This window comes from Pseudoxanthomonas sp. SORGH_AS_0997, assembly GCF_031453535.1.
Taxonomy (GTDB): domain Bacteria; phylum Pseudomonadota; class Gammaproteobacteria; order Xanthomonadales; family Xanthomonadaceae; genus Pseudoxanthomonas_A; species Pseudoxanthomonas_A winnipegensis.
In genome coordinates, this window is the sequence record NZ_JAVIZI010000001.1 from 3,541,136 (window position 1) to 3,564,512 (window position 23,377).

The 23,377-nt window shown below is 71.0% G+C and carries 20 protein-coding genes; 13 read left to right on the plus strand and 7 right to left on the minus strand.

Annotation, left to right across the window (positions count from 1 at the left end; all coding sequences use genetic code 11):
- Positions 1 to 79: 79 nt before the first annotated feature.
- On the plus strand, positions 80 to 940 hold the full coding sequence (locus tag QE438_RS15465) for an SDR family oxidoreductase (RefSeq protein ID WP_307184093.1): 861 nt from the start codon (positions 80 to 82) through the stop codon (positions 938 to 940).
- 513 nt (positions 941 to 1,453) lie between these two features.
- Here the strand turns inward: QE438_RS15465 and QE438_RS15470 are convergent.
- A complete protein-coding gene (locus QE438_RS15470; RefSeq protein WP_306994415.1) occupies positions 1,454 to 2,560 on the minus strand; it encodes a catalase family protein in 1,107 nt (368 codons plus the stop codon).
- A 416-nt stretch (positions 2,561 to 2,976) separates the two neighbouring features.
- On the opposite strand from QE438_RS15470, the gene QE438_RS15475 reads away from it, so the two are divergent.
- The 3 genes from QE438_RS15475 to QE438_RS15485 are packed head-to-tail and all read left to right on the plus strand — an operon-like array spanning position 2,977 to position 6,734.
- The gene (locus tag QE438_RS15475) at positions 2,977 to 4,380 is read left to right on the plus strand and encodes an alpha/beta hydrolase (RefSeq protein ID WP_306994413.1); all 1,404 of its coding nucleotides are present in this window, start codon (positions 2,977 to 2,979) and stop codon (positions 4,378 to 4,380) included.
- Positions 4,377 to 5,900: a GMC family oxidoreductase gene (locus QE438_RS15480; RefSeq protein WP_306994411.1), complete on the plus strand. Its 1,524-nt coding sequence runs from the start codon at positions 4,377 to 4,379 to the stop codon at positions 5,898 to 5,900. The genes QE438_RS15475 and QE438_RS15480 overlap by 4 nt, the downstream gene beginning before the upstream one ends.
- Before the next feature lie 30 nt (positions 5,901 to 5,930).
- Complete coding sequence (locus tag QE438_RS15485; protein ID WP_130514531.1) at positions 5,931 to 6,734, plus strand: SDR family oxidoreductase; 804 nt, start codon at positions 5,931 to 5,933, stop codon at positions 6,732 to 6,734.
- A 380-nt stretch (positions 6,735 to 7,114) separates the two neighbouring features.
- On the opposite strand, the gene QE438_RS15490 is transcribed toward QE438_RS15485, so the two are convergent.
- Positions 7,115 to 8,932, minus strand: a complete 1,818-nt coding sequence (locus QE438_RS15490; RefSeq protein WP_306994408.1) for a glycoside hydrolase family 15 protein — start codon at positions 8,930 to 8,932, stop codon at positions 7,115 to 7,117.
- 221 nt (positions 8,933 to 9,153) lie between these two features.
- Between QE438_RS15490 and folE the strand changes: the two genes are divergently transcribed.
- From folE to QE438_RS15520, 6 genes are all read left to right on the plus strand, one after another.
- Positions 9,154 to 9,756 (plus strand): GTP cyclohydrolase I FolE, encoded by a 603-nt coding sequence (folE, locus tag QE438_RS15495; protein WP_130514534.1) that lies wholly within the window; start codon positions 9,154 to 9,156, stop codon positions 9,754 to 9,756.
- A gap of 75 nt (positions 9,757 to 9,831) precedes the next feature.
- Entirely contained in the window at positions 9,832 to 10,371 is a 540-nt protein-coding gene (locus QE438_RS15500; protein WP_306994406.1) for a cytochrome b, read from the plus strand.
- 238 nt (positions 10,372 to 10,609) lie between these two features.
- Positions 10,610 to 11,194, plus strand: coding sequence for a manganese efflux pump MntP family protein (locus tag QE438_RS15505; protein ID WP_130530005.1), 585 nt, complete (start codon positions 10,610 to 10,612; stop codon positions 11,192 to 11,194).
- Entirely contained in the window at positions 11,187 to 11,585 is a 399-nt protein-coding gene (locus QE438_RS15510) for a YchJ family metal-binding protein (protein WP_306994403.1), read from the plus strand. Before QE438_RS15505 ends, QE438_RS15510 begins: the two co-directional genes overlap by 8 nt.
- A 166-nt stretch (positions 11,586 to 11,751) precedes the next feature.
- Entirely contained in the window at positions 11,752 to 12,813 is a 1,062-nt protein-coding gene (locus QE438_RS15515; RefSeq protein WP_306994401.1) for an NAD(P)-dependent alcohol dehydrogenase, read from the plus strand.
- 67 nt (positions 12,814 to 12,880) lie between these two features.
- On the plus strand, positions 12,881 to 13,738 hold the full coding sequence (locus QE438_RS15520; RefSeq protein ID WP_307184092.1) for a D-hexose-6-phosphate mutarotase: 858 nt from the start codon (positions 12,881 to 12,883) through the stop codon (positions 13,736 to 13,738).
- A gap of 50 nt (positions 13,739 to 13,788) precedes the next feature.
- Here QE438_RS15520 and QE438_RS15525 read toward each other — a convergent pair whose 3' ends face one another.
- Together QE438_RS15525 and QE438_RS15530 are read right to left on the minus strand one after the other, a co-directional pair.
- On the minus strand, positions 13,789 to 14,211 hold the full coding sequence (locus QE438_RS15525) for a hypothetical protein (protein WP_306994397.1): 423 nt from the start codon (positions 14,209 to 14,211) through the stop codon (positions 13,789 to 13,791).
- Positions 14,212 to 14,299: 88 nt separating this feature from the next.
- Positions 14,300 to 14,896 (minus strand): hypothetical protein, encoded by a 597-nt coding sequence (locus tag QE438_RS15530; RefSeq protein WP_306994395.1) that lies wholly within the window; start codon positions 14,894 to 14,896, stop codon positions 14,300 to 14,302.
- Positions 14,897 to 15,189: 293 nt separating this feature from the next.
- Between QE438_RS15530 and QE438_RS15535 the strand changes: the two genes are divergently transcribed.
- The 3 genes from QE438_RS15535 (at position 15,190) to bphP (ending at position 19,038) form a co-directional block, all read left to right on the plus strand.
- Positions 15,190 to 16,446 carry an ATP-binding protein gene (locus QE438_RS15535; protein WP_306994393.1) on the plus strand — a complete coding sequence of 419 codons (1,257 nt, stop codon included), beginning with the start codon at positions 15,190 to 15,192 and terminating at the stop codon, positions 16,444 to 16,446.
- 94 nt (positions 16,447 to 16,540) lie between these two features.
- Complete coding sequence (locus QE438_RS15540; RefSeq protein ID WP_306994391.1) at positions 16,541 to 17,134, plus strand: biliverdin-producing heme oxygenase; 594 nt, start codon at positions 16,541 to 16,543, stop codon at positions 17,132 to 17,134.
- On the plus strand, positions 17,131 to 19,038 hold the full coding sequence (gene bphP, locus QE438_RS15545; protein ID WP_306994388.1) for a bacteriophytochrome BphP: 1,908 nt from the start codon (positions 17,131 to 17,133) through the stop codon (positions 19,036 to 19,038). Before QE438_RS15540 ends, bphP begins: the two co-directional genes overlap by 4 nt.
- A 48-nt stretch (positions 19,039 to 19,086) precedes the next feature.
- On the opposite strand, the gene QE438_RS15550 is transcribed toward bphP, so the two are convergent.
- The 3 genes from QE438_RS15550 to QE438_RS15560 form a co-directional block, all read right to left on the minus strand.
- Positions 19,087 to 20,145, minus strand: a complete 1,059-nt coding sequence (locus tag QE438_RS15550) for a glycoside hydrolase family 5 protein (protein WP_306994385.1) — start codon at positions 20,143 to 20,145, stop codon at positions 19,087 to 19,089.
- Positions 20,146 to 20,339: 194 nt separating this feature from the next.
- The gene (locus QE438_RS15555; RefSeq protein WP_306994383.1) at positions 20,340 to 21,521 is read right to left on the minus strand and encodes a benzoate/H(+) symporter BenE family transporter; all 1,182 of its coding nucleotides are present in this window, start codon (positions 21,519 to 21,521) and stop codon (positions 20,340 to 20,342) included.
- Positions 21,522 to 21,824: 303 nt separating this feature from the next.
- Positions 21,825 to 23,270 (minus strand): FAD-dependent oxidoreductase, encoded by a 1,446-nt coding sequence (locus QE438_RS15560; protein ID WP_306994380.1) that lies wholly within the window; start codon positions 23,268 to 23,270, stop codon positions 21,825 to 21,827.
- Between the last annotated feature and the right edge of the window lie 107 nt (positions 23,271 to 23,377).

Consider the following 23,377-nt stretch of genomic DNA (forward strand, 5'->3'; position numbering starts at 1 on the left):
TACGCGAGCCGTGAGGATAGGTCACTCGCGCACGCGCATCGCCGTGCCCCATCGACACATCGACCGCAGGAGTCTCGCCATGCCCGACTATCCCCGCCCGCCGTTCCCGCCGCAGCAGCAGAGCTTCCCGGGCAAGACCAGCAAGATGGATCCCAAGCCCGATATCGGTGAGGACAGCTATGAGGGTCACGGCCTGCTCAAGGGCAAGCGCACCCTGGTGACCGGTGGCGACAGCGGCATCGGTGCGGCCGTGGCGCTGGCCTTCGCGCGCGAAGGCGCCGACGTGGCCATCGCCTACCTGCCCAGTGAGCAGGACGATGCCGACCAGGTCGCCTCGCTGATGGAGCAGGACGGCGTCAAGGTGCTCAAGGTCGCCTGCGACATCAGCCAGCCGAGCGAGGTCGAGCGTCTGGTGGGCGAGGTGAAGTCCGCCTTCGGCGGCCTCGACGTGCTGGTCAACAACGCGGCCTACCAGAAGTACTTCCAGTCCATCGACGAGGTGACGCTGGAGGAATGGCGCAAGACCTTCGATACCAACGTGCACGGCACGTTCTACCTGACCAAGTGCGCGCTCGAGCTGCTTGGCGAGGGTGCGTCGATCATCAATACGGCCTCGGTCAATTCCAAGGACCCCACGCCCAACATCCTGCCGTACTCGACCACCAAGGGCGCGGTGGCCAACCTCACCCTGGGCCTGGCGCAGTGGCTGGCCGAGCGCAAGATCCGCGTCAACGCGGTGCTGCCCGGTCCGATCTGGACGCCGTTCATTCCGGCCGGCATGGCCGAGGACAAGGTGAAGAACTTCGGTTCGCAGACGCCGTTCGGCCGTCCGGGCCAGCCGGCGGAACTTGCCTCGACCTACGTCATGCTGGCCAGCGACAGCTCCAGCTATACCTCGGGTGCGTTGATCACCATCGCCGGGGCGCAGGCGGTGCTGTAAGGCGCAGCGCCCCAACTGTAGAGCGGAGCTTGCTCCGCTGCTCTTCGCTCGGTTCGTGGTAATCACCCCAACTGAGCGGGCTCAGCTGCTTCTGGTTCTTGGGGAAGGCCTCAGCGGAGCAAGCTCCGCTCTACAGGGCGGCGCCGCCGTTGTGGCCGTTTCGGCCAATGGCGGCAATGAAGCGCTATCGGCAATGTCTCAGCGAGGTCGGTTTGTTCGCTCTCGTCATGCTGGCCAGCGACAGCTCCAGCTACCCCTCGGGTGCGTTGATCACCATCGCCGGGGCGCAGGCGGTGCTGTAAGGCACAGCGCCTCACCTGTAGCGCGGAGCTCGCTCCGCTGCTCTCCGCTCGGTTCGTGGGAAGCTTCCAGCTGAGCAGGCTCAGCTACTTCTGGTTCGTGGGGAAGGCCTCAGCGGAGCAAGCTCCGCTCTACAGGTGGGCACCGCCGTTGTGACCTTTTCGGCCAATGGCGTCAATGAAGCGCTATCGGCAATGCCTGAGCGGGGTTGGCTTATTCGCTTTCGCCCTGCGCACCGGCTGACAGCGGACGATCGTGCAGCGGGCAGCCGGACTTGCGGGCGCGGAAGTCCTGTGAGGCCTGGTAGGCGCGCTTGCGGATGCGCATGATGTCGCCCAGCGGGCGGTGGTCCTGCACGCCGTGCCAGGGACTGAAGCCCATCTGATCGTCGACCAGGCGGGCCCTGTCCTGGCTCCAGCCAACTTGGGGCGATGCGGTCAGGCGCGCCACCGTGCGGAACGGGCTCTCGTCCTCGTCCCAGACCCCGGTGGCATCGTCGATGGGCATGCGCTCCAGATCGGTGGACAGCTGCGCGCGCAGTTCCCACACGCCGCCCTGCGAGGCGAAGTGCGCATTGACCGCGTCGCGCAGTGCATTGGCCTGCTTGAGATCGATCCGTTCGTCCTGGTGTGCCAGCAGCGCGGGGTCCACCGGGACCAGCTGCAGCTTGGCCACGTGCGTGCCGTAGCGCAGCGGCAGCTGGGTGAAGAAGGTCTCGCCCAGGATGTGGTGCGGCGGCTCGCCGCCCATCGCCTTGAGTTTGGCGCTCTGGCCGCCGACCGCTTCGAGCGCGCGTTCGGTGCCACGCAGCAGGGCGGAGAGCACCTGCTTGGTGCGCTCGGCGCGGTCGGTGGTCGGCGCCAGCAGCTTGAGGCTGCGCAGGAAGGCCTTGGCGTTGGGCGCGTTGAACTGCGGGCCGTTGACCATGAGCAGGTCCTGGCAGTGCGCCGCTTCGCTGCCTTCTAGGCGCTCGCCCGGGACATCGAGGAACTTCAGCGCCAGCCCGCGCGGCGTGGACACGCGGTCGGGCAGCAGGTCGCCCGGCGTGGTGGAGAAGCGCATCACGGCCTCGTAGCGGCCGGGCTGCGCGAACAGGCCCTGGGCCAGTTCCGGCGGCAGGTCGGGCAGCACCTCCAGCGTGGCCCCGAGCAGGCCGTGACTCTTGGCGTGCACGCTGCGCAGCGCATGGTGGCTGTCCTCCCAGGTCTGCTGCGAGATGCGCAGCAGGACCTCGCTCATCTCTTCGGCCAGCGCGGCCTCGTCCGGATGGGCGAGGGCCATCTGCGGTGAGTAGGCGGCATAGCGGCGGGCGTCTGACATGGCGGGGCGGTCCTGTGGCCGGCGGAGGCGAGCGAGATCGCGCGAGCCTTGCCCGGGTGCGGTAAATGCGCTGCGAAGCAAGCGGCGGGCAGGCCTCACCCGGCGTTACGCGAGCGCGGGGCTTTGGCGCGGGTAGAGACCCGCCGGATCTCCAACCGACTGCTTGTCGAACTAAGCACCGTGGGACGCTGCCGTAGACCTGGCCTTCGCCGGGCTCTGAACTGTCGCGCGATCCAAATCCTCGTCGCTCCCGCGCACGCGGGAGCGCATGGACGTTGCGCCACCGGACCGAACGTCCATGGAGCCCCGCGTTCGCGGACATGACGTGCCGAGTTTAGCTGAGGCCGTTTCCTCGGCCACGCGATGTACACGCCGTGCGAAGCCAACCTGCACACGCCCCACACCAGGCGGACGCAATGCTCGCGCTCCACCTCAACCGCCCCGGCCAGGCCATGCCCCAGCTCCAGCTGTTCTTCCTCCACGCGCTCGGTGCCAGTGCGGGCGAATGGGAGCGGGTGATCGCGCGGCTGGGCGACCGGGCCGATTGCATCGCGCTGGATATCCCCGGCTTCGGCGGCACGTCCGCGGGCGAATGCACCGATGTGCCGGCGCTGGTGGACTGGTTCTGCGCCACCGTGGCCGCGCGTGCGCCCTCGCGCTGGTGTGTGGTCGGCCACAGCATGGGCGGCAAGATCGCCACGCTCGCCGCCGCGCGCGCGCGGGAGGGCGCGCCGGGCCTGGCCGGCCTGTGTGGGGTGGTGCTGGTCGCCGCTTCGCCGCCATCGCCCGAGCCGATGGAGGAGCAGCGCCGCCAACAGATGCTGGACTGGTTCGCCGATGGCGCGCCCACGCCCGGGCAAGCCGCGCAGTTCGTCGACGACAACAGCGCGCGCCGGTTGGACGAGGCACCGCGCGAGCAGGCCATCGCCGATGTGCGGCGCAGCGATCCGCGCGCCTGGCGCGCCTGGCTGGAGCAGGGCAGCAAGGAAGATGCCTCCGCCCAGGCGGGCCGGATCGCATTGCCGGCGCTGCTCCTGGCTGGCGCCGAGGACGGCGACCTGGACGCCGATGCGCAGCGGCGCCTGAACCTGCCGCACTACCCGGAGGCGGGCGAGGTCGTCGCCATCGCCGATGCCGCGCATCTGATCCCCTACGAACAGCCCGATGCGCTGGCCGCGCACATCGACGCGTTGCTGCAGTGGGCGGAAGCCGGCGCCTTGCCGCCCGCGTTCATCGACCTGCTCAACCTGCCGCGCGTGCAGCCGCGCATGCGCGCCACGCTGCTGGCGCGCCATCGCGGCCCGCCGCGCGATGCGCCGCGCGTGCTGTCCGATGCGCAGCGCGCGGTGCTGGCCGACGTGGTGGCCAGCGTGCTGGCGCTGGACGATGCGCCGCAGGCGGCCGACCTGGCCCGCCGCATGGACGTGGGCCTGGCCACCCAGGCCGGCGATGGCTGGCGCTTCGCCGATCTGCCGGCCGATGCGCAGGCCTGGCCGCTCGGGCTGGATGCGCTCGACGCGATGACTGGCGGTTGGTGCGCGCGCGATTCGCTCGCGCAGGAGGCGTGGCTGACCCGCATCGCGCGCGGTGACGCGCAGCCCGGCCCGCAAAGCGCGCTGGATGGCGCGCAGCTGGCGCGCTGGTTCGAGGACGTGCGCGCCGAGATCGCGCGTACCTGGGCCAGCCTGCCGGCGACGATGGCGGCGATGGGCTACGACGGCTTCGCCACCGGCAGCGCGCCAGGCGAGGGCGAAGGCTATATCCTGGCCGGCGCCGACCAGCGCGAGCCCTGGCAGCGGCTGCCGGACACGCGCGAATGACGGTGGCGCGGACGGACCGCGTCGAAGCGGTGATCGTGGGCAGCGGCGCTGGCGGTGCGCCGCTGGCCGCGCGCCTGGCGCAGGCGGGTGTCTCGGTGCTGGTGCTGGAAGCGGGTGCGGCGTTCGCACCGACCGATCATCTGCCCGACGAGCTGACCACCGACCTGTACTGGATGGAGGAACGGCTGAGCGGCGGCGCCACGCCGACCGCCTTCGGGGCCAACAACTCTGGCCAGGGCGTGGGCGGCTCGACCCTGCACTGGGGTGCGTTCTGCCCGCGTCCAGAGGCGGCCGAGCTGCGCCTGCGTCGCAGCAGCGGCCAGGGCTGGGACTGGCCGATCGCGCACGCCGAGCTGATCGACTACATCGCCCGGGTCGAGGCCTTCATCGGCGTGTCCGGCCCCTCGCCCTATCCCTGGGACCCGGCGCGCGTCTATGCGTACGCGCCGCCGCTGCGCAACGCGCCGGCGCAGGCCATGGCGCGCGGCTGCGCGGCGCTGGGCATCACCGCCACCGATAGCCCCGCCGCGCTGGTCACCGCCGCGCACGCGCAGCCGCACTGGGGCACGCGGCGCGCCTGCACCAACTGCGGCGCCTGCCATCAGGGCTGCATCTACGCCTCCAAGGCCGCCACCGACACCAGCTGGCTGCCGCTGGCGCGCACACACGGTGCGCAGGTGCGCGCCAACTGCCGCGTGGTCGATGTGCACCGCGACGCGCGTGGTCGCATCGCCGGTGTGGTCTATCGCCATGACGGGCGCGAAGTGAGCGTGGGCTGCGACGCGCTGTTCCTGTGCGCCGGTGGCGTGGAGACCCCGCGCCTGCTGCTCAATCTGGGGCTGGCCAATTCCAGCGGCCAGGTCGGGCGCAATTTCATGGCGCACGTGGCCACGCAGGTATGGGGCAGGTTCGACGCGGACATGCGCATGAACCGCGGCTACCCCTCGTCCCTGATCAGCGAGGATATGCGCGCGCCGGCCGATGCCGACTTCGCCGGCGGCTATCTGATCCAGAGCCTCGGCGTGCAGCCGCTGACCCTGGCCAACACGCTGGCGCGCGGCGCCGGGCTGTGGGGCCGTGCGCTGACCTCGCGGCTGCGCGACTACAACCAGCTGGCCGGCATCGGCATCAACGGCGACTGCCTGCCGGCGCAGGGCAATCGCCTGACGCTGTCCGACGAGGTGGATGCCTTCGGCCTGCGCAAGGCGCGCATCGACTTCAGCTACGGCCCCAACGAACGCGCGCTCGACGCCCATGCCCGGCGCACGCTCACCGCCATCTGGGAGGCCGCCGGCGCGCGCGACATCCTCGCCGCCGACCGTTCGGCGCACACGCTGGGCACCTGCCGCATGGGCAGCGATCCCGAGCACGCCGTGGTCGACGCCGATGGCCGCAGCTTCGACATCGACAACCTCTACGTCTGCGACAACTCCACCTTCCCCAGCGCGCTGGCGGCCAACCCGGCCCTGACCCAGATGGCGCTGGGCCTGCGTACGGCCGAGCGCTTCCTGGCGGCCTGACTTCACCCTATCCACCACGAGGAGCACAGCATGGATCTCGAAATCAACGGCCGCATCGCCCTGATCAGCGGCGCCGACTCCGGCATGGGCAAGGAGACCGCGCGCCTGCTGCTGCAGGCCGGCGTGCGCGTGGCCATCACCGACCGCGCCGACGGCACCTTGCCGCAGGCGCTGGAAGAGCTCTCGCCGCTGGGCGAGGTCATCGCGGTACCCGGCGACGTCACCCAGGCGCAGGACGTCGAGGACATCTGGCAGCAGGTGCGCGCGCGGCTGGGCGAGCCGGACATCTACGTCAACGCCGCCGGCGTGACCGGCGCCACCGGCGACTTCCTCGAGGTGGACGATGCCGGCTGGCTGCAGACCCTGGACATCAATCTGATGGGCGCGGTGCGCATGTGCCGCCAGGCGATCCCGGCGATGCGAAAGCGCGGCTGGGGCCGCATCGTGCTGTTCGCCTCCGAGGACGCCGTGCAGCCCTATGTGGACGAACTGCCGTACTGCGCCTCCAAGGCCGGCATCCTCAGCCTGGCCAAGGGCCTGTCCAAGGCCTATGGGTGCGACAACGTGCTGGTCAATACGGTCTCGCCGGCGTTCATCGCCACGCCCATGACCGACGCGATGATGAAAAAGCGCGCCAAGGAGAAGGGCGTGAGCTTCGAGGAGGCCATCGCCAGCTTCCTGGACGAGGAGCGCCCCGGCATGGTGCTCAAGCGCCGCGGCCGCGCCGAGGAAGTGGCCGCGGCGGTAGCCTTCCTGTGCTCCGAGCGCGCCAGCTTCATCAACGGCGCCGGACTGCGCGTGGATTCGGGCTCGGTGTTCACCATCGCGGGGTGAGCGCGCGCGGAGGCGCGCGGTCGCCTTTTATCCCCCTCCAACTCCACGCCGTCATCCCCGCCAACGCGGGGATCCATGGACGTCCGGCCGGGTCGCGCAACGTCCATGGACTCCCGCTTCCGCGGGAGTGACGAGCGTTTGGATGTCGCAGAAGGAGGCTGCGCCACCCGCGAAGCACTGATATTCGTCATCCCCGCGGACGCGGGGATCCAGGGACTTTCTGTCCGATCGCGCGAAGTCGCTGGACTCCCGCGTTCGCGGGAGTGACGGTGAGTTGGATGGCGAGGAGCGGTTAGAGAGCCGCTGGGTTAGAGGGCCAAGCCGTGGATCGCGGGTTGCCTCGTACTCGAATACGAAGCACATGCGGCACATCCCACCCCTCATCCCCCGCCTTCAATCTCCGCCAGCGTCGACAGCGCCATGACATGCGCCAGATGGCTCAGCCCCTGCGGCGTGTTGCCCAAAAGCGCACCGGTATCCGGGTCGATCATCTCGCTCATCACCCCATTGCACGGCGTCAGCGCCTGGCCCAGGCGATCCAGCCGGCGCCGCGCCTCCTGCGGATCGCCCAAGCGCGCGTAGCTCTCCGCGATCCAGAACGAGCACGCCAGGAAGCAGCCCTCCTCCTGATCCATGCCGCTGTAGCGATAGTGGAAATCGCCGGCGCCCAGTTCCCGGTCCAGCGCCGCCATGGTCAGCTTCAACCGCTCCGGTCCGTCGAAGCCGAAGCGCGCCGCCAGCGCGATGGCCGCGTCCAGCTTGTCGCTGCCTGGATACATCGCGAAGGCCTGCAGGTCCTCGGACCAGCAGTGCGTCTCGATCCAGTCCTTGATGCGATCGCGCTCGCGGCCCCAGCGGTCGCGGCAGGTGGTCGGCAGCTGGCCCTGGTCGGCCAGTTCGACCGCGCGCGCCAGCGCCTGCCAGCAGCTGACCTTGGACATGGTGTAGTCCTGCAGCTCCTGCAGTTCCCACATCCCTGAGTCGGGCAGGCGCCAGCGGTCGGCGCATTCGTCGGCGATGTGCGAGAGCAGCTCGGCGCTGGCCGGGTCCAGGATGTTGCCGCAGTCGACGAAGCAGTACGCGGTCTCGAAGATGTCGCCGTAGATGCCGTGCTGGTGCTGCGCGCCGGCCAGGTTGCCTCTCACCACCGGCTGGCTGCCGCGATAGCCCGGTGCGCGCAGTTCCGACACGTCCGGCACCAGGGCGCCGTCCAGGGTGAAGACCACGCGCGAGCCATGCCGGCGCAGCTGGCGCAGCAGCCAGGTGAAGGCGGCCTTGGACTCGGCCTCCAGCCCCGCCGCCAGGAAGGCCTGGATGGTGTAGCCCGCGTCGCGGATCCAGGCGTAGCGATAGTCGTAGTTCTTGTGCCCGCCGATGCGCTCGGGCAGCGAGGTCGTGGCGGCCGCGGCGATCGCGCCGGAGGGCGAGTACAACAGCAGCTTCAGCGCCAGGGCGCTGCGCACGAAGGCCTCGCGCTGGTCGCCGTCGAAGGACACGTTGCGCGCCCAGTCGCGCCACTCGCGGTCGGTCAGGTCGATGCGGCCGTCGATCTCCTCGATGGTCGGGGCCACCAGCGGCTCCTCCTCGCCCACCACCAGCGCCACGGTGATGCGCTCGCCGGCACTGACCTCCACCGTGCCGCAGGCGCCGGCGTCGGACCAGGCGATGTCGAGGCGGTCGTGGTGGATCATCAGTCCCAGCAGCCGCTCGACATGGAAGACGGTGTGCGGGCCGATGCGCGAGTGGTACGGGTTGGCGTTGCGCGCGCGCATGCCCAGCTTCATCTCCAGCCCGAAGCGCACCTGCCCGCGCACGCCGTCGATGCGCCGGGCCAGCTCGGACCAGGGCAGGCGGCCGGCGTTGCCGCTGTTGAGCGACTCGGTCAGCGTCGCCTCGCCGGTGTCGGTGGTGAAGGTGGTCACCAGCACGTTGCTGTCCGGCAGGTAGCGGCGCCGGGCGGTGAACGCGCCCTCCGGCGCCAGGGTGAAGTGGCCGCCCTCGGGGCCGTCGAGCAGCCGGTCGAACAGGGGCGGGCTGTCCATGTTCGGCGCGCACCACCAGTCCAGGCCGCCATCGAGCCCGCTCAGCGCCACCGAGCGGCCTTCGCCCAGCGCGCCGTAATGCGCGATCGGCAGCACTCCCTCCTCGCGCTCCGGCGCGATGGCGCCGGTCTGGGCCCCGCGCGCGTCAGCCGACATGGCGCGGGCCGGTGCGGGAGGTGCGCGGGCACCGGGCAGGGGAGGGCGTCATGCCGGCATCTTTTCGTTGGGCGGGTGGGCCCTGGACGTTAGGGGCGCCGCCGCCCAGGCCGGGTGAAGGTGGCCGGGCAACACGGCGTTGCGCCGCGCGCGCGGGCGCGGCGCCGGCCGGTCCGGTACGATGCCCGCCCCCTTTGGTGGTGCAGCAGAAGGCTGTTCCGATGAGCGAATCCGACAACACCCGTGGCGGCGTCAGCCGCGACCAGGCCGAGGATGCCGTGCGCACCCTGCTGCGCTGGGCCGGCGAGGACCCGCAGCGCGAAGGCCTGCTGGACACGCCCAAGCGCGTGGCCAAGGCCTATGGCGACTGGTTCAGCGGCTACCAGCGCGACCCGCACGAGTACCTGGCGCGCACCTTCGAGGAAGTGGCCGGCTACGACGAGCTGATCGTGCTGCGCGACATCGAATACGAAAGCCATTGCGAGCACCACATGGCGCCGATCATCGGCAAGGTCCATGTCGGCTACCTGCCCGACGGCAAGGTGGTGGGCATCAGCAAGCTGGCGCGCGTGGTCGATGCCTACGCCCGGCGCTTCCAGGTGCAGGAGAAGATGACCGCGCAGATCGCCCAATGCATCCAGGACGTGCTGCAGCCGCGCGGCGTGGGCGTGGTGGTCGAGGGCGCCCACGAATGCATGACCACCCGCGGCGTGCACAAGCGCGGGGTCAGCATGGTCACCTCCAAGATGCTGGGCGCCTTCCGCGAGGACGCGCGCACCCGCGCCGAGTTCCTGCGCTTCATCGAGGTCGGCGGCAAGCGCTGACCGGATCGTCAGCGCCGCATCGGCGCCGCGCTGGCTAGGATCGCGCTGGAGCCCCCCACCGCCCAGGCAATCGCCATGACCCAGGTCGAGACCGCGCGCTACAGCCGGCGCGCCCGCATCTTCCACTGGACGACCTTCGCCCTGGTCGTCGCCGCCTACGTGACCATCAACCTGCGCAAGGCCTTCGAGCGCGGCAGCGACGCGCGCATGCTGGTGGTCGAGTCGCATTTTCTCATCGGCATCGCGGTGCTGCTGGTGGTGCTGCCGCGGCTGGCGGCGCGGCTGGGCGAGCGCGCGCCGCCGATCGCGCCGCCGCTGCCGCGCTGGATGCAGCGCGCCGGCGATGCCACGCATGTGCTGCTCTATGCCTTCCTGATCGTGCAGCCGCTGCTGGGCATCGTCGCGCGCCTGGCCGAGGGCAAGGGCATCGGCCTGCCGTTCACCGACTGGGCGATCCCGTCCTTCTTCGGCACCCACGAGCACCTGGCGCATACCCTGGAATCGGCCCATGTCTGGCTGGGCGAGGCGTTCTACTGGGTGATCGGCCTGCACATCCTGGCGGCCCTGTTCCACCTGCTGGTGCGGCGGGACAACGCGCTGCAACGCATGACCTGATCGGGTGTGTATACTGCGCGCCCCGAAAGGCGCTCAGTGCGGCTGACGGGGTCTCCTTGGGGAGTAGCCAGCGTCGCCCAACAGCGCACGCGTAGCCGTCAACACACTTGGCCTGTACCGGCCATGGCGGATGCAACCACACCGGTTGGCGAGACCAACGAGCAGTCCAGCACGGCTGATGGCCGGCGTGTTGGGCGGTTCGTGTCGTCCGCATTCCCGGCCTGGTGTCCCAACCCCCATGAACCCGATTTCCATCCTCCTGCTCGGTCTGGCCATGTCCACCGATGCGTTCGCCGCCGCCCTGGGCAAGGGCGCGGCCATGGCCAAGCCCACGCTCGCCCAGGCGCTGCGCGTCGGCCTGATCTTCGGCGTGGTCGAAGCCATCACCCCGGTGATCGGCTGGCTGATCGGCTCGGCCGCCTCCAAGTACGTGGAAAGCTTCGACCACTGGATCGCCTTCGTCCTGCTCGGCGCGCTGGGCCTGCACATGATCTGGAAGGCGCTGCACGAAGACGGCGAGGACGCCGCCGAGGCCGGCGAGAACCGCCACGGCAATATCGTCACCCTGGCCCTGACCGGCCTGGCCACCAGCATCGATGCGATGGCCGTGGGCGTGGGCCTGGCCTTCGTGCAGGTGCCGATCTACCTGGTGGCCGGCGTGATCGGCCTGTGCACCTTCACCATGGTCACCATCGGCGTGATGGCCGGGCGCGCGCTGGGCGCGGTGATCGGCCGCCGCGCCGAGCTGGTCGGCGGCGTGATCCTGATCCTGGTCGGCGCGGCGATCCTCTACGAACACCTCAGCGGCGCGGCCGGTGGCTAAGCCGGCACCGAAGGTATGCCCCTGCGACAGCGGCGCGCCCTACGCGCGCTGCTGCGGCCCGCTGCACGGCGGCGCGCCGGCAGCGGATGCCGCGGCGCTGATGCGTTCGCGCTACAGCGCCTATGTGCTGGGCGAGGCCGACTACCTGCGCGCCAGCTGGCATCCGTCCACGCGTCCGGCGCAGCTGTCGCTGGCCGACGCGCCCGGCCAGCGCACCGTCTGGCTGGGGCTGAAGGTGGAATCGCACACCGTCACCGGCGCCGACACCGCCGAGGTGGTGTTCACCGCGCGGCTGCGCGTGGGCGGCGGCTCGGCCCAGCGCATGCACGAACGCAGCCGCTTCGTGCGCGAAGGCGGGCACTGGTTCTACGTGGACGGCGACGTCGGCTGAAAGCGGCGTGGCGCGCGCGCACGAAGTGGCGGTCAAGACCAGCCGCGCGTGATGCAGCGTTGCAGTGCTGCGGTGGGTTTCTCGCGCAACGGGTCTAGCATCTGTCGCATGACGTTGCGCTTTAGTGCGCGCGCTTTTTTCGACACTTCGCCAAGGAGACTCCCCCATGTCCCAAGCCCACGGCTATGCCGCGACTTCCGCCGATGCGCCGCTGGCGCCGTTCGTGTTCGAACGTCGCACCCCCGGTCCGCACGATGTGCAGATGGACATCCTGTACTGCGGCATCTGCCATTCGGACCTGCACACCGCCCGCAACGAATGGCAGAACACGATCTTTCCCTCGGTGCCGGGCCACGAGATCGTCGGCCGTGTCACCGCCGTCGGCAGTGAGGTCAAGGGCTTCAAGGTCGGCGACCTGGCCGGCGTCGGCTGCATGGTGGACAGCTGCCGCACCTGCCCTTCCTGCGCGGCGGGCGAGGAGCAGTACTGCGACAACGGCTTCACCGGCACCTACAACGGCCCGCTGTTCGGCGGCGGCGAGAACACCTACGGCGGTTACTCGGACCATGTCGTGGTCGACGAGCGCTACGTGCTGCGCGTGACCCACGGCACCGACAACCTGGCCGCGGTCGCGCCGCTGCTGTGCGCCGGCATCACCGTGTACTCGCCCATGGCGCACTGGCAGGTCGGTCCGGGCCAGTCGGTCGGCGTGGTCGGCCTGGGCGGCCTGGGCCACATGGCGGTCAAGATCGCCAAGGCGCTGGGGGCGCACGTGGTGTTGTTCACCACCTCGGAGAGCAAGCGCGAGGACGGCGAGCGCCTGGGCGCCGACGAGGTGGTGATCTCCAAGGATCCCGAGCAGATGGCCGCGCAGGCCGGCAAGCTGGATTTCATCCTCAACACCGTGGCCGCCTCGCACAACCTGGATCCGTTCCTCAATGCGCTCAAGCGCGACGGCGCCATGGTGCTGGTCGGCGCACCGGAACATCCGCATCCGACGCCGACGGTGTTCAACCTGATCATGCGCCGCCGGACCATCGCCGGCTCCCTGATCGGCGGCATCGCCCAGACCCAGGAGATGCTGGATTTCTGCGCCAAGCACGGCATCGTGTCGGACATCGAGATGATCGAGCCCCGGCAGGTCAACGAGGCCTACGAGCGCATGCTCAAGGGCGATGTGAAGTACCGCTTCGTGATGGATCTGGCCAAGCTGGACAAGGCCGCCTAAGGCCTCATACGACAGGCGGCGAAGCGACGGGCGGCTACACTGGCCGCCCGTCTTCATGGGCGATGTCATGACCCACACGCTGACCGAGACTACGCTGCACGGCCTGCCCGTGCTGCGGATCGAAACGCCGCTGTGCACCGCGCAGCTCTCGCGCTACGGCGGCCAGCTGCTGTCGTTCGTGCCCGCCGGCGGCGCCGATGTGCTGTGGCTGTCGCCGCTGGCCCAGGGCGCGCCCAAGGCGATCCGCGGCGGCGTGCCGGTGTGCTGGCCCTACTTCGCCCGCGAGCATCAGCCGGCCGACGCGATCCAGCATGGCTTCGCGCGGATCAGCCCGTGGACGCTGGCCGAGGCGCGCGAGGACGGCGACGGCAACGTGCACCTGACGCTGGACCTGCCGGCGCACGCCTCCACACCGCTGCGCCTGAAGCAGACCCTGGTGCTCGGCGCAGGCCTGCAGCAGGCGCTGACCACGCACAACCCTTCCGCGGAGGCGGTCGCCTTCACCGATGCGCTGCACAGCTACTTCCACGTCGGCGACGTGCGCCGGGTCCGGCTGAGCGGACTGGACGGGCTGGACTACGACGACAAGTTCACCGGGCGGACCTTCCCCCAGTCCGGCGACTGGACCCTGTCCGACCCGCGCGATCCCGGCCGCAGCGACCGCATCTACCACGATGCCGGCGGGCACTACGTGCTGCACGATCCGGTGCTGTCCCGGCAGCTGCGCATCAGCACCACGGGCAGCCGCTCGGTGGTGGTGTGGAACCCCGGCCAGGCCGGGGCGCAGACCATGGCCGACGTGCCCGATGACGCGTGGCCGGCCTTCGTCTGCGTCGAGGCGGCCAATGCCGGGCACGATGTCATCAAGCTGGCCCCCGGCGCAAGCCACACCCTCGGCCAGGCCGTGGAAGTGCTGCCCGCTTAGGCGGCGTCCGCCTCACGCAGGCCGCCCGCCTGAAGATGCGCGGCCTGGCGTCAGGGCACGGCCGCCGTGGCGCAGGTCCGCTGCGCGCCGCAGGCAGGCGCGACCAGGCTCAGCCGTCGGCCCGCGTCCATCGACACCGGCACGCCGGCCGCCGCGTCCGGCGACGGCAGCGCGCGCGGGATCCACTGGTGCGTGCCGGCCAGATCGGCCGCGCCGCTGGCTTCGCAGCCGACCTCGCCGAACCGCCGGCGCAGCAGGGCGACGCGTCCGCGTCCGGCCAGCGGCTCGGCCGCGCCCAGCCCGGCATCGGTCGTCAGCGCGCAGACCAGGCTGTCGCTGGGTGCACGGCTCGCCGCGGGTGACGGGCTGATCTGCGAGGGCGCGCGCGCGTCGGCCTCGGGCCGACAGCCGCACAGGCCGACGGCGATCAGCAGGCCGCCCAGCCCGGCGCCCGCCGCTTTCCACTCCCTCATCCGAGCCTCCCGGCGGTCCACACTTCGGACCGCACAGCTGGAAGAACCTCGATTGCGTCGGGAACCGGCCATCGGCGGCCGGCGGCCCTTACAGCCTGGGATAGGCGAAGCGCCCCAGCTGCACCAGCTTGGCCAGCGCCGCCTGACGCTCCATGCCCTCCAGGCCGTTGGTCAGGAAGACCAGCGTCTGCCCGTCCCGGGCGATGGACAGCACCGCGATATCGGCCAGCACGCCGCGCTCGAGATCGCGCGGCTCGACCACGGCGGTGGCGTAGTGGCCCAGGCCCGGGGGCGAGACCAGGCGGACGCTGGCGCGCGCGCCGGGCTTGCTCGCGTCGATGAAGCCGGTCACCAGGTCGCTGACCTCATCCTGCGGCGTATGACCCTTGGAAGGCCACTGCTGCACCAGCAGGCGGCCGAAGTCGCCGTTCCACTCGCAGGCCTTGATGCCGAAGGTCTGGTGGTGCTCGGGCGTGGCGGTGGAGGTGCCGCTGAAGACGGTCTCCAGCTCGTCCGCGGTGATCAGGTCGCACACCGTTTCGGCCTTGGCCGCGGCCACCGGCGCCGTGGACGGCGGCGCAGCGACGGGCGCGGCGGCAGGCGGCGGCGGACGCGAGCACGCCGCCAGGATCAGGACCAGCGCGAAGGACGACGAACGCAGGGCATGCAGCAGGGCAGGAGACACGCGGACCTCCGGCGTGGCGCCGGGCGGGGGAATCCCGGCTTGTCCCTGTGCTAACACCAAAAGCGGCCAATTCAGGACACCTGTCACGTTTCTGGCCCGTGGCACAGGCCGAGGCGGGGGACGCAGGCACCGTCACCGGTTCTGTACATCTGCCGCGTTTGCCTGCCGACGTTGCAGCGCTGCAACGGACACGCCGCGGCGCGCACCTACACTGAACCACCGTCTCTGCGGCGTTCGATCAGATGGAAGACAGCGTGCGTTCCCCGTCCGGGGCGAGGGAACCGCAGGGCACGATGCGCGCCACGGAGCGCATCGACATCGTCGATGCCGACGGCCGGGTGCGCCTGACCAGCGCGGCGCATCCCGATCCCCAGCCCGGCGATTTTTGGCTGGCGCGCTGGGACCAGGCGCAGCGCGCTCAGCTGCGACAGGCGCTGGACGCAGCCTGGACCGGGGAGCCGGAACGCCGCGTCGCACCGCAGGCCCAGACCGCGGACGGCGAAGCGGACGGCTGGGAGATTTACATGGCCCCGCTGCGCGATGTCCACGGCGCGATCGACGCGGTGGTCGCGATCAGTCGCCGGATCAGCGAGGAGCGCCACGACCAGGCGGCGGCGTACGCCCACGACGCCCTTCCGTACGCGGGCACGCTTCTGCAGGCCGCAGCGGCGGCCGCCGAGGATGGCCTACAGCGCGAGCCCGACCGGCACAGGGCCGACCATCGGCTGCTGCGTGCCCGCGACGATGCGGCCCTGGGCGTGCGCCGCGAACAGGCGCTGCAGGACCAGCTCGATCTGGCCACCGTGGCCCGCGACAGCGCCGAGCAGATCAGCCGCCAGGCGCAGAAGCGCGCGGCCATGGGCCAGCTGGTGGCCGGCATCGCGCACGACTTCAACAACATGCTCCAGATCGTGCAGACCACGCTGGACATGATGGCGCTGCAGGCCGCGACCGATCCGCGCCAGGCGCGCCTGCTGGCCCGGTCGCAGGAGGCCGTCGGTCACGCGGTGGACCTGGCCCGGCGTCTGCTGGCGTTCGGGCGCGAGCATCCCTACCGCGCCGAGGCCCTGGACCTGGCGCAGGTGGTGACCGACATGCTGCCGCTGATCGCGCATGGCCTGGGCGCGCGCATGACGATGGCCCTGGCGCCGGCCGAGGTGGCGCTGCCGATCCGCTCGGACAGGCATTCGATCGAGCAGGCGCTGATGAACCTGTGCGTCAACGCGCGCGACGCCTGCCAGGGGCACGGCCGCATCGACGTCGCGCTGGGCCTCGAAGACGTCGCCGCCGGGCAGGACGGCACGCTGCAGCGCGCCGGCGGGCGCTATGCCTACGTGGAGGTGCGCGACGACGGCTGCGGCATGGACGCGGCCACCCGCGCGCGCATCTTCGAACCCTTCTTCACCACCAAGCCCGAAGGCATGGGCACCGGGCTGGGCCTGGCCCAGGTGTCCGGGCTGATGCGCCAGTCCGAAGGCTTCGCCACCGTGCGGTCCGAGCCGGGCCAGGGCGCCTGCGTGCGGCTGTACTTCCCCGCGCTGCAGGCGTGAGCCTCGATGCGCTGCGACCACACGTCCGGGTATGGCGCCGCTGACCGCGCTGGTAGGCTTGGCGCGATGCCCTCCCACCCTCGTCCGACCCCGCATGCCCGCTGACGCCGCCCTTGCCCCCGTTCCCCTGGCGCGCGCGCTGCGTGAGGCGACCGCCCAGGCCCACGCCGCGGTCGAGGCGTTGCCGCACATGCACGCGCTCGCGCACGGCGCGCTGCCCTGCGACCAGTACGTGCGGGTGCTGCAACAGCATCTGGCCCTGGTCGAACCCTGGGAACGCACGCATGCGGCCTGGCTGCAGACGCTGGCGGCGCAGGGCTGGCATTACCGTGCGCGCGGGCCGGCGCTGCGCGCCGACCTGGCCACGCTCGGCGTCGCCGCGCCCGCGGCCGCGCCGTTGACCGAAGCGGAGCCGGCGGCCGCGGCCTGGGGCCAGCTGTATGTGATCGAAGGCTCGCTGCTGGGCGGGCGCCTGATCGCGCGCGCCTTCCGCGCCGCCCAGCCGGCGCTGTCCGCCGCGCTGGCCTACTTCGACCTGGGCAGCGAGGCGCCCGGCGCATGGCGCCAGTTCCAGGCCTGCCTGGAGACGGCGCTGCCCTCCGCTGCGCAGCGCCAGGCCGCCATCGGCGGCGCGCAGTCGATGTTCGCCCGTTTCCATCAGCAGCTCGCCGCCGGGGTGGCCGCATGAGCCTGTCGCCGGACACCGTGGACATGGATGCCTGCGCGCGCGAGCCGATCCATATCCCCGGCTCGGTCCAGCCCTACGGCGCGCTGCTCGTCATCGAGCCTGCCAGCGGGCAGGTGCTGCAGGCCAGCGGCAGCGCCACCGACCTGCTGGGCGTGCCGCATGCGCAGCTGATCGGCCAGCGCTGGGACGCGCTGCTGACGCTGGAGGCGCGCTCGCTGCCGGCGGCCGACGAGGTACGCGAGCCCCTGCACCTGGCGCACGAAGCCGTCGGCTTCCCCCAGCGCGCCGATGCGCCGTCGGAGGTCTACGTGGCGGCCTGGCATCTGGCGCCCAGCCAGTGGCTGGTGGAGATCGAGCCGCGCGACTCGCAGGCCTCCGACGTCGGCGTGCGCGACGTGCTGCCGGTGCTGCGTCTGGTCGAGCGCGACCGCCACATCCACGAGGCCAGCCTGCGCGTGGCGCGCGAGATCCACGCCCAGCTCGGCTACGACCGGGTGATGGTCTACCGCTTCGACAATGAGTGGAACGGCGACGTCATCGCCGAGGCCAGACGCCCGGAGCTCGAGGCCTACCTGGGCCTGCACTACCCGGCCACCGACATCCCGGCGCAGGCGCGCGCGCTGTACCTGCGCAACCGCGTGCGCCAGATCGCGCATGTGGGCTACCGGCCCTCGCCGATCGAACCGCCGCTGGACCCGCGCGACCACGCGCCGGTGGATCTGAGCGACGTCAGCATCCGCAGCGTCTCGCCGGTGCACCTGGAATACCTGGGCAACATGGGCGTGAGCGCCACGCTGGTGACCTCCATCGTGGTCAACGACGTGCTGTGGGGGCTGATCGCCTGCCATCACTACGCGCCGCTGTTCGCCAGCCACGCCATGCGCGATGTCGCCGATGCGCTGACCCGCGGCCTGGCCGCGCGCATCGGCGCGCTGCAGGCGGTCGAGCGCGCGCGCACCGAGGCCGTGCTGCTGACCGTGCGCGAGAAGCTGATCACCGCCTTCAACAATGCCGACACGCTCTCCACCGAGATGCTGACCGAGCTGGCGCCGGAACTGATGGACGTGGTCGATGCCGACGGCGTGGCGATCTACAACGGCGATGAGGTGATCGGCTACGGCACGCTGCCGTCGGTCGAGGATCTGGTGCGCATCCGCCAGCAGATCGAAGCGCGCGACGACGAGGTCCTGCGCGAGGGCGTGGTCGGCGCGCTGCACGTGGACGCCATCGGCAGCGCCTTCCCGGAACTGGCCGACCTGGCGCCGCTGGCGGCCGGCCTGATCTTCGTGCCGCTGATGCCGCAGGCGCGCAGCGCGCTGCTGTGGACGCGCCGCGAGCAGATCGAGACGATCAACTGGGCCGGCAACCCGGAGCTGGCCAAGCTGGTGGACATCCCCAACTCGCGCCTGTCGCCGCGCAAGAGTTTCGATCTGTGGCAGCAGACCGTGCGCGGCCAGGCGCGGCCGTGGTCGCTGCTGCATCTGGAATCGGCGCGCAGCCTGCGCGTGCTGATCGAGCTGATGGAGCGCAAGCGCGTGCAGCAGGACTTCAGCCTGCTGGAAGCCTCGCTGGCGCGCCTGCGCCAGGGCGTGGCGATCATCGAGCGCGGGCCGACCGGGATCGGCCGGGTGCTGTTCGCCAACGACGCCTTCGCCCACCTGGCTGACGAGGACGCCAGCGGCATGATCGGCCGCGACATGCGCGCCCTGCTCGACCCTTCGGTGTCCGAGGCGCAGCTGCAGGCGCTCAAGCAGGGCCTGCACGCGCGCGAACCCAGCAATGCGGTGCTGCCGCTACGCGTGGCCAATGCCGACCCGGTGCTGCAGCAGTTCGACTTCGAGCCCCTGCCGGCCACGCGGGGTCAGGTCAGCCACTGGCTGCTGCAGCTGCGCGACCCGGACTGAGCCGACGCGCCGCGGCGGACTTCGCGTCCGCCGCGCCCGCCGACCGGCTCAGTCTGAGGCGGGCTTGCCGGTGACCTGCCCGGCGTACTTGCGCAGGGTCGGCAGCTGCGGCTTGGCGCTGCCATCGCGATTGGGCTGCACGTTGAACGGATAGCTCGGTGCCCACCACGCGCCCGCCGCCCAGTAGCTCCAGCCCAGCCACTGCTGCGGATGGGCCTGGATGTAGGCCAGCATCGCGTCCAGCGCCGGGATGCATTCCGCGCTGGCGCCGAACTCGCCCAGGAAGCCGACCTTCTTGTTGGCCTCCAGCCAGCGAGTGAAGCCTTCCAGCCGGCGCGCGCCGATCTGCGGATCGTCGCCGCACTCGGGCTTGGTGCCGGAGGAATCGCGGTCCAGATACTGATGCGCCTCGAAGGCCAGGCGGTTGGCCGGATCCTTCAAGCTGGCCAGCGCATCGCCGTTGGAGACGCCGCGCCCGGCCGAGGCATTGGTCCAGCTGTGCGCGCCGCTCCAGGCCGTGCCCGGCACCAGGATCAGGTTCTTCGCGCCGGTGCCGCGGATCGCATCGATCGCCGCCTGCGCGGCGGCGGCCCAGTCGTTGGCGCTGATGTCGTGCGGCTCGTTCATCAGGCCGAACAGCACCTTGTCGTTGTTGGCGAAGGCCGGCTCGCTGGCCAGCCGCCGCCACAGGTCGGCGAAGGCCGCGACCGGCACGGCCGCGCTGCCGATCGTCTGGCCGTTGTAGCCGCCGTAGTTGTGCACATCCAGCAGCAGGGTGATGCCGTGCTTGCTCGCGGTCTGCGCGGTCTTGCGCAGCAGGTCCAGCTGGGCGCGGTCGAACTCGCCGTTCAACGTCGGCTGCAGGCGTTCCCACAGGAACGGCAGCCGCACCACGTTCATGCCCTGCGCGGCGAAGTAGGCGAAGTCCGATTCGGACGGATAGGTGTAGTCCTTGTACAGCGTGCCGGGCTTCTTGCTGGACTGGAACTCGGCACCGGCCAGGTTGACGCCGGCGTAGCGCAGGGCCTGTTCGGCGTGGGCCACGGGGGCGAAGGCCAGGGCGGTCGCCAGCAGCAGGCCGGCGGGGCGATAGCGGATCGGGCGCATGGGACGTCTCCGGATCAGGCGCCGCCGGCCGCCGGCGGTTCCGCGCGGGCGCGGAGCACGACAGGCCACGATGCGAAAGACTCACGGCTGCGAGCAGCCATCGGCGGCAGGTGGGGGAACGGCCGCATCGTGATCCCGAGCCTAGGCGATCGTGTGCGACCGCAGCATGAAACCGGCGGCGACTGACGCAGGTGTCATGCCTTGCGGGGTTTCAGGACGAGCAACGTCAGCACGCCGCCGACCAGACCCCAGAACGCCGCGCCGATGCCGGCCAGGCTCAGGCCCGAGGCGGTGATCAGGAAGGTCACCAGCGCCGCCTCGCGGCTGCCCTCGTCCTTCACCGCCGTGCCCAGCGCGCCGCCGAGCGTGCCCAGCAGCGCGATGCCGGCGATGGCCATGACCAGTTCCTTCGGGAACGCCGCCAGCAGCGTCACCACCGTGGCGCCGAACAGGCCGACGACCAGATAGAACAGCCCCGCCCAGACCGCGGCCATGTAGCGCCGCGTGCGGTCCGGATGCGCCTCGGGGCCCATGCAGATCGCCGCGGTGATCGCCGCCAGGTTCAACGAGAACGCGCCCAGCGGCGCCAGCAGCGCGGTGAGCACGCCGGTCCAGCCGATCACCGGCGAGACCGGCACCTCGAAGCCCGAGGCGCGGATCACCGCCACGCCCGGCACGTTCTGCGAGGCCATGGTCACCACGAACATCGGCAACGCGATGCCCAGCAGCGCGGCCAGCGAGAACCGCGGCGTCACCCAGTCCGGCTGGGCCAGGGTCAGATGCGCCTGTTCTAGATGCAGGGTGCCGCTGGCGGCGGCCACCAGCACGCCGACCAGCAGGCAGGCGATCACCGCATAGCGTGCCCACCAGCGGCGCATCACCAGGTAGGTGACCAGCATCGCCAGCACCAGCAGCGGCTGGGTCTTGAGCGCGACGAAGGTGTCCAGGCCGAAGCGCAGCAGCACCCCGGCCAGCATGCCGGCCGCCAGCGGCAGCGGGATGCGATGCAGCGTCTTCTCGAACAGGCCGGAGAACCCGGCCACGGCCACCAGCACCGCGCACACCACGAAGGCACCGATCGCCTCGGGCAGCGGCAGGCCGGTGTGGCTGGCCGCCAGCATCGCCGCCGCCGGCGTCGACCACGCGGTGACCACCGGCACGCCGTAGCGCAGCGACAGCGCGATGCAGCTCACGCCCATGCCCAGCCCCAGCGCCAGGATCCACGAGCCGATCTGCGCCTGACTGGCCCCCACCGCCTGCGCCGCCTGGAACACGATCACCACCGAACTGGCGAAGCCCACCAGCACCGTGACGAAGCCGGCCGCCATGGCCGAGAGCGAAGAATCGCGCAGCACGCGCGCAGGCAAGGCAGGCATGTTCGAGGCGAAACGAGGGGAAGGAAGCGTTGAGCTTAACGGGCGGCTTCAACGACGCCCAGTTCGGTTGCATCGGCAACCGGATGCAGGACGTGGAAGGCCGCTGGATTCCCGCCTTCGCGGGAATGACGAAGGGTTGTTGGCTGCGGGCGATGCAGTCCGCCGCTGTGATCGCAAGACACGCGTCCGCAAGTCACACGTCGCTCCCGCGCACGCGGGAGCCCATGGACGTTGCTTGGACCGACGGGACGCCCATGGATCCCCGCGTTCGCGGGGATGACGATGGAGGGCTGTCAGGCGCGCTCAGCCCAGCAGCAGCTCGGCGATGCTCTGGGCGGCGTCGCGGCCTTCGGCCACGGCGGTGACCACCAGGTCGGCGCCGCGCACGGCGTCGCCACCGGCGAACAGCTTGGGGTGCGTGGTCTGGTAGGGCAGGCGTTCGCCGCCGCCGGCGACGATGCGGCCGTTGGCCTGGCCTTCCACGCCCACGGCCGACAGCCATGCGGGCAGGGTCGGGGAGAAGCCGAAGGCGATGATCACCACGTCGGCGTCCAGCAGCGATTCGCTGCCTTCGATCAGTTCGGCATTGCGACGGCCGCGCGCGTCGGGCTCGCCCAGGCGGGTCTCGGCCACGCGCACGCCGACCAGCTGGCCGTCGGCGCCGGCCTCGATCGACAGCGGCTGACGGTTGAACAGAAAGCGCACGCCTTCCTCGCGCGCGTTGGCGACCTCGCGCGCGCTGCCGGGCATGTTGGCCTCGTCGCGGCGGTAGGCGCAGGTGACCTTGGCCGCGCCCAGGCGGATGGCGCTGCGCACGCAGTCCATGCCGGTGTCGCCGCCGCCCAACACGACCACGCGCTTGCCGGTGAGATCGGGCAGGGTGATCTTGTCCTCCCAGCCGGCGATCGGCCGGCCCCAGCCGTCGCTGCCGGTGACGATGCGGCTGTTCTGCACCAGGAAGGGCAGCGCCGGCAGCACATTGGGCAGGTCCTGCCCGGGCAGGCCGCCGTCGGTGTAGCGGTACGCGCCGGTGCCCAGGAACACCGCGTCGAATTCCTCCAGCAGCGCATCGAGGGTGACGTCGCGCCCGATCTCCACGCCCAGGCGGAACTCCACGCCCATGCCCTCGAGCACCTCGCGGCGCTGGGCGATCACGCTCTTGTCGAGCTTGAAGCTGGGAATGCCGAACTGCAGCAGCCCGCCGATCTGCTCATAGCGGTCGAACACCACCGCGTGGATGCCGGCGCGCGCCAGCCGGTCGGCGCAGCCCAGGCCGGCCGGGCCGGCGCCGATCACCGCCACGCGCTTGCCGGTGGGCTGCACGCTGGACAGGTCCGGGCGCCAGCCGGTGGCCAGCGCGGTGTCGACGATGTACTTCTCCACCGCGCCGATGGTGACCGCGCCGAACTCCTCCAGCGTGCAGCTGCCTTCGCACAGGCGGTCCTGCGGACACACCCGGCCGCAGACTTCCGGCAGCGGATTGGTCGAGTGGCACAGCGTGGCGGCCTCGTGGATGCGGTTCTCCTGCACCAGCTGCAGCCACTGCGGGATGGCGTTGTGCACCGGGCACTTCCAGCTGCAGTACGGGTTGCCGCAGTCCAGGCAGCGGCCGGCCTGGTACTGCGCGTCGGCCTTGTCGAACTTGCCGTACAGCTCGCCCCAGTCGCCGGACGTGCGCAGCTCCACCGGAATGCGCGAGGGCATCTGCCGGGGCAGGTCGAGGAACTGGAAGGCGTGCTTGCGGCTCATTGGGGTGGGATTCGGGATTCGTGATTGGGGATTCGAAGAAGCGGGACCGGGCGGGGGGATCGGGGAGGGATCGCTTCCGCCAATCCCGAATCCCCAATCCCCAATCC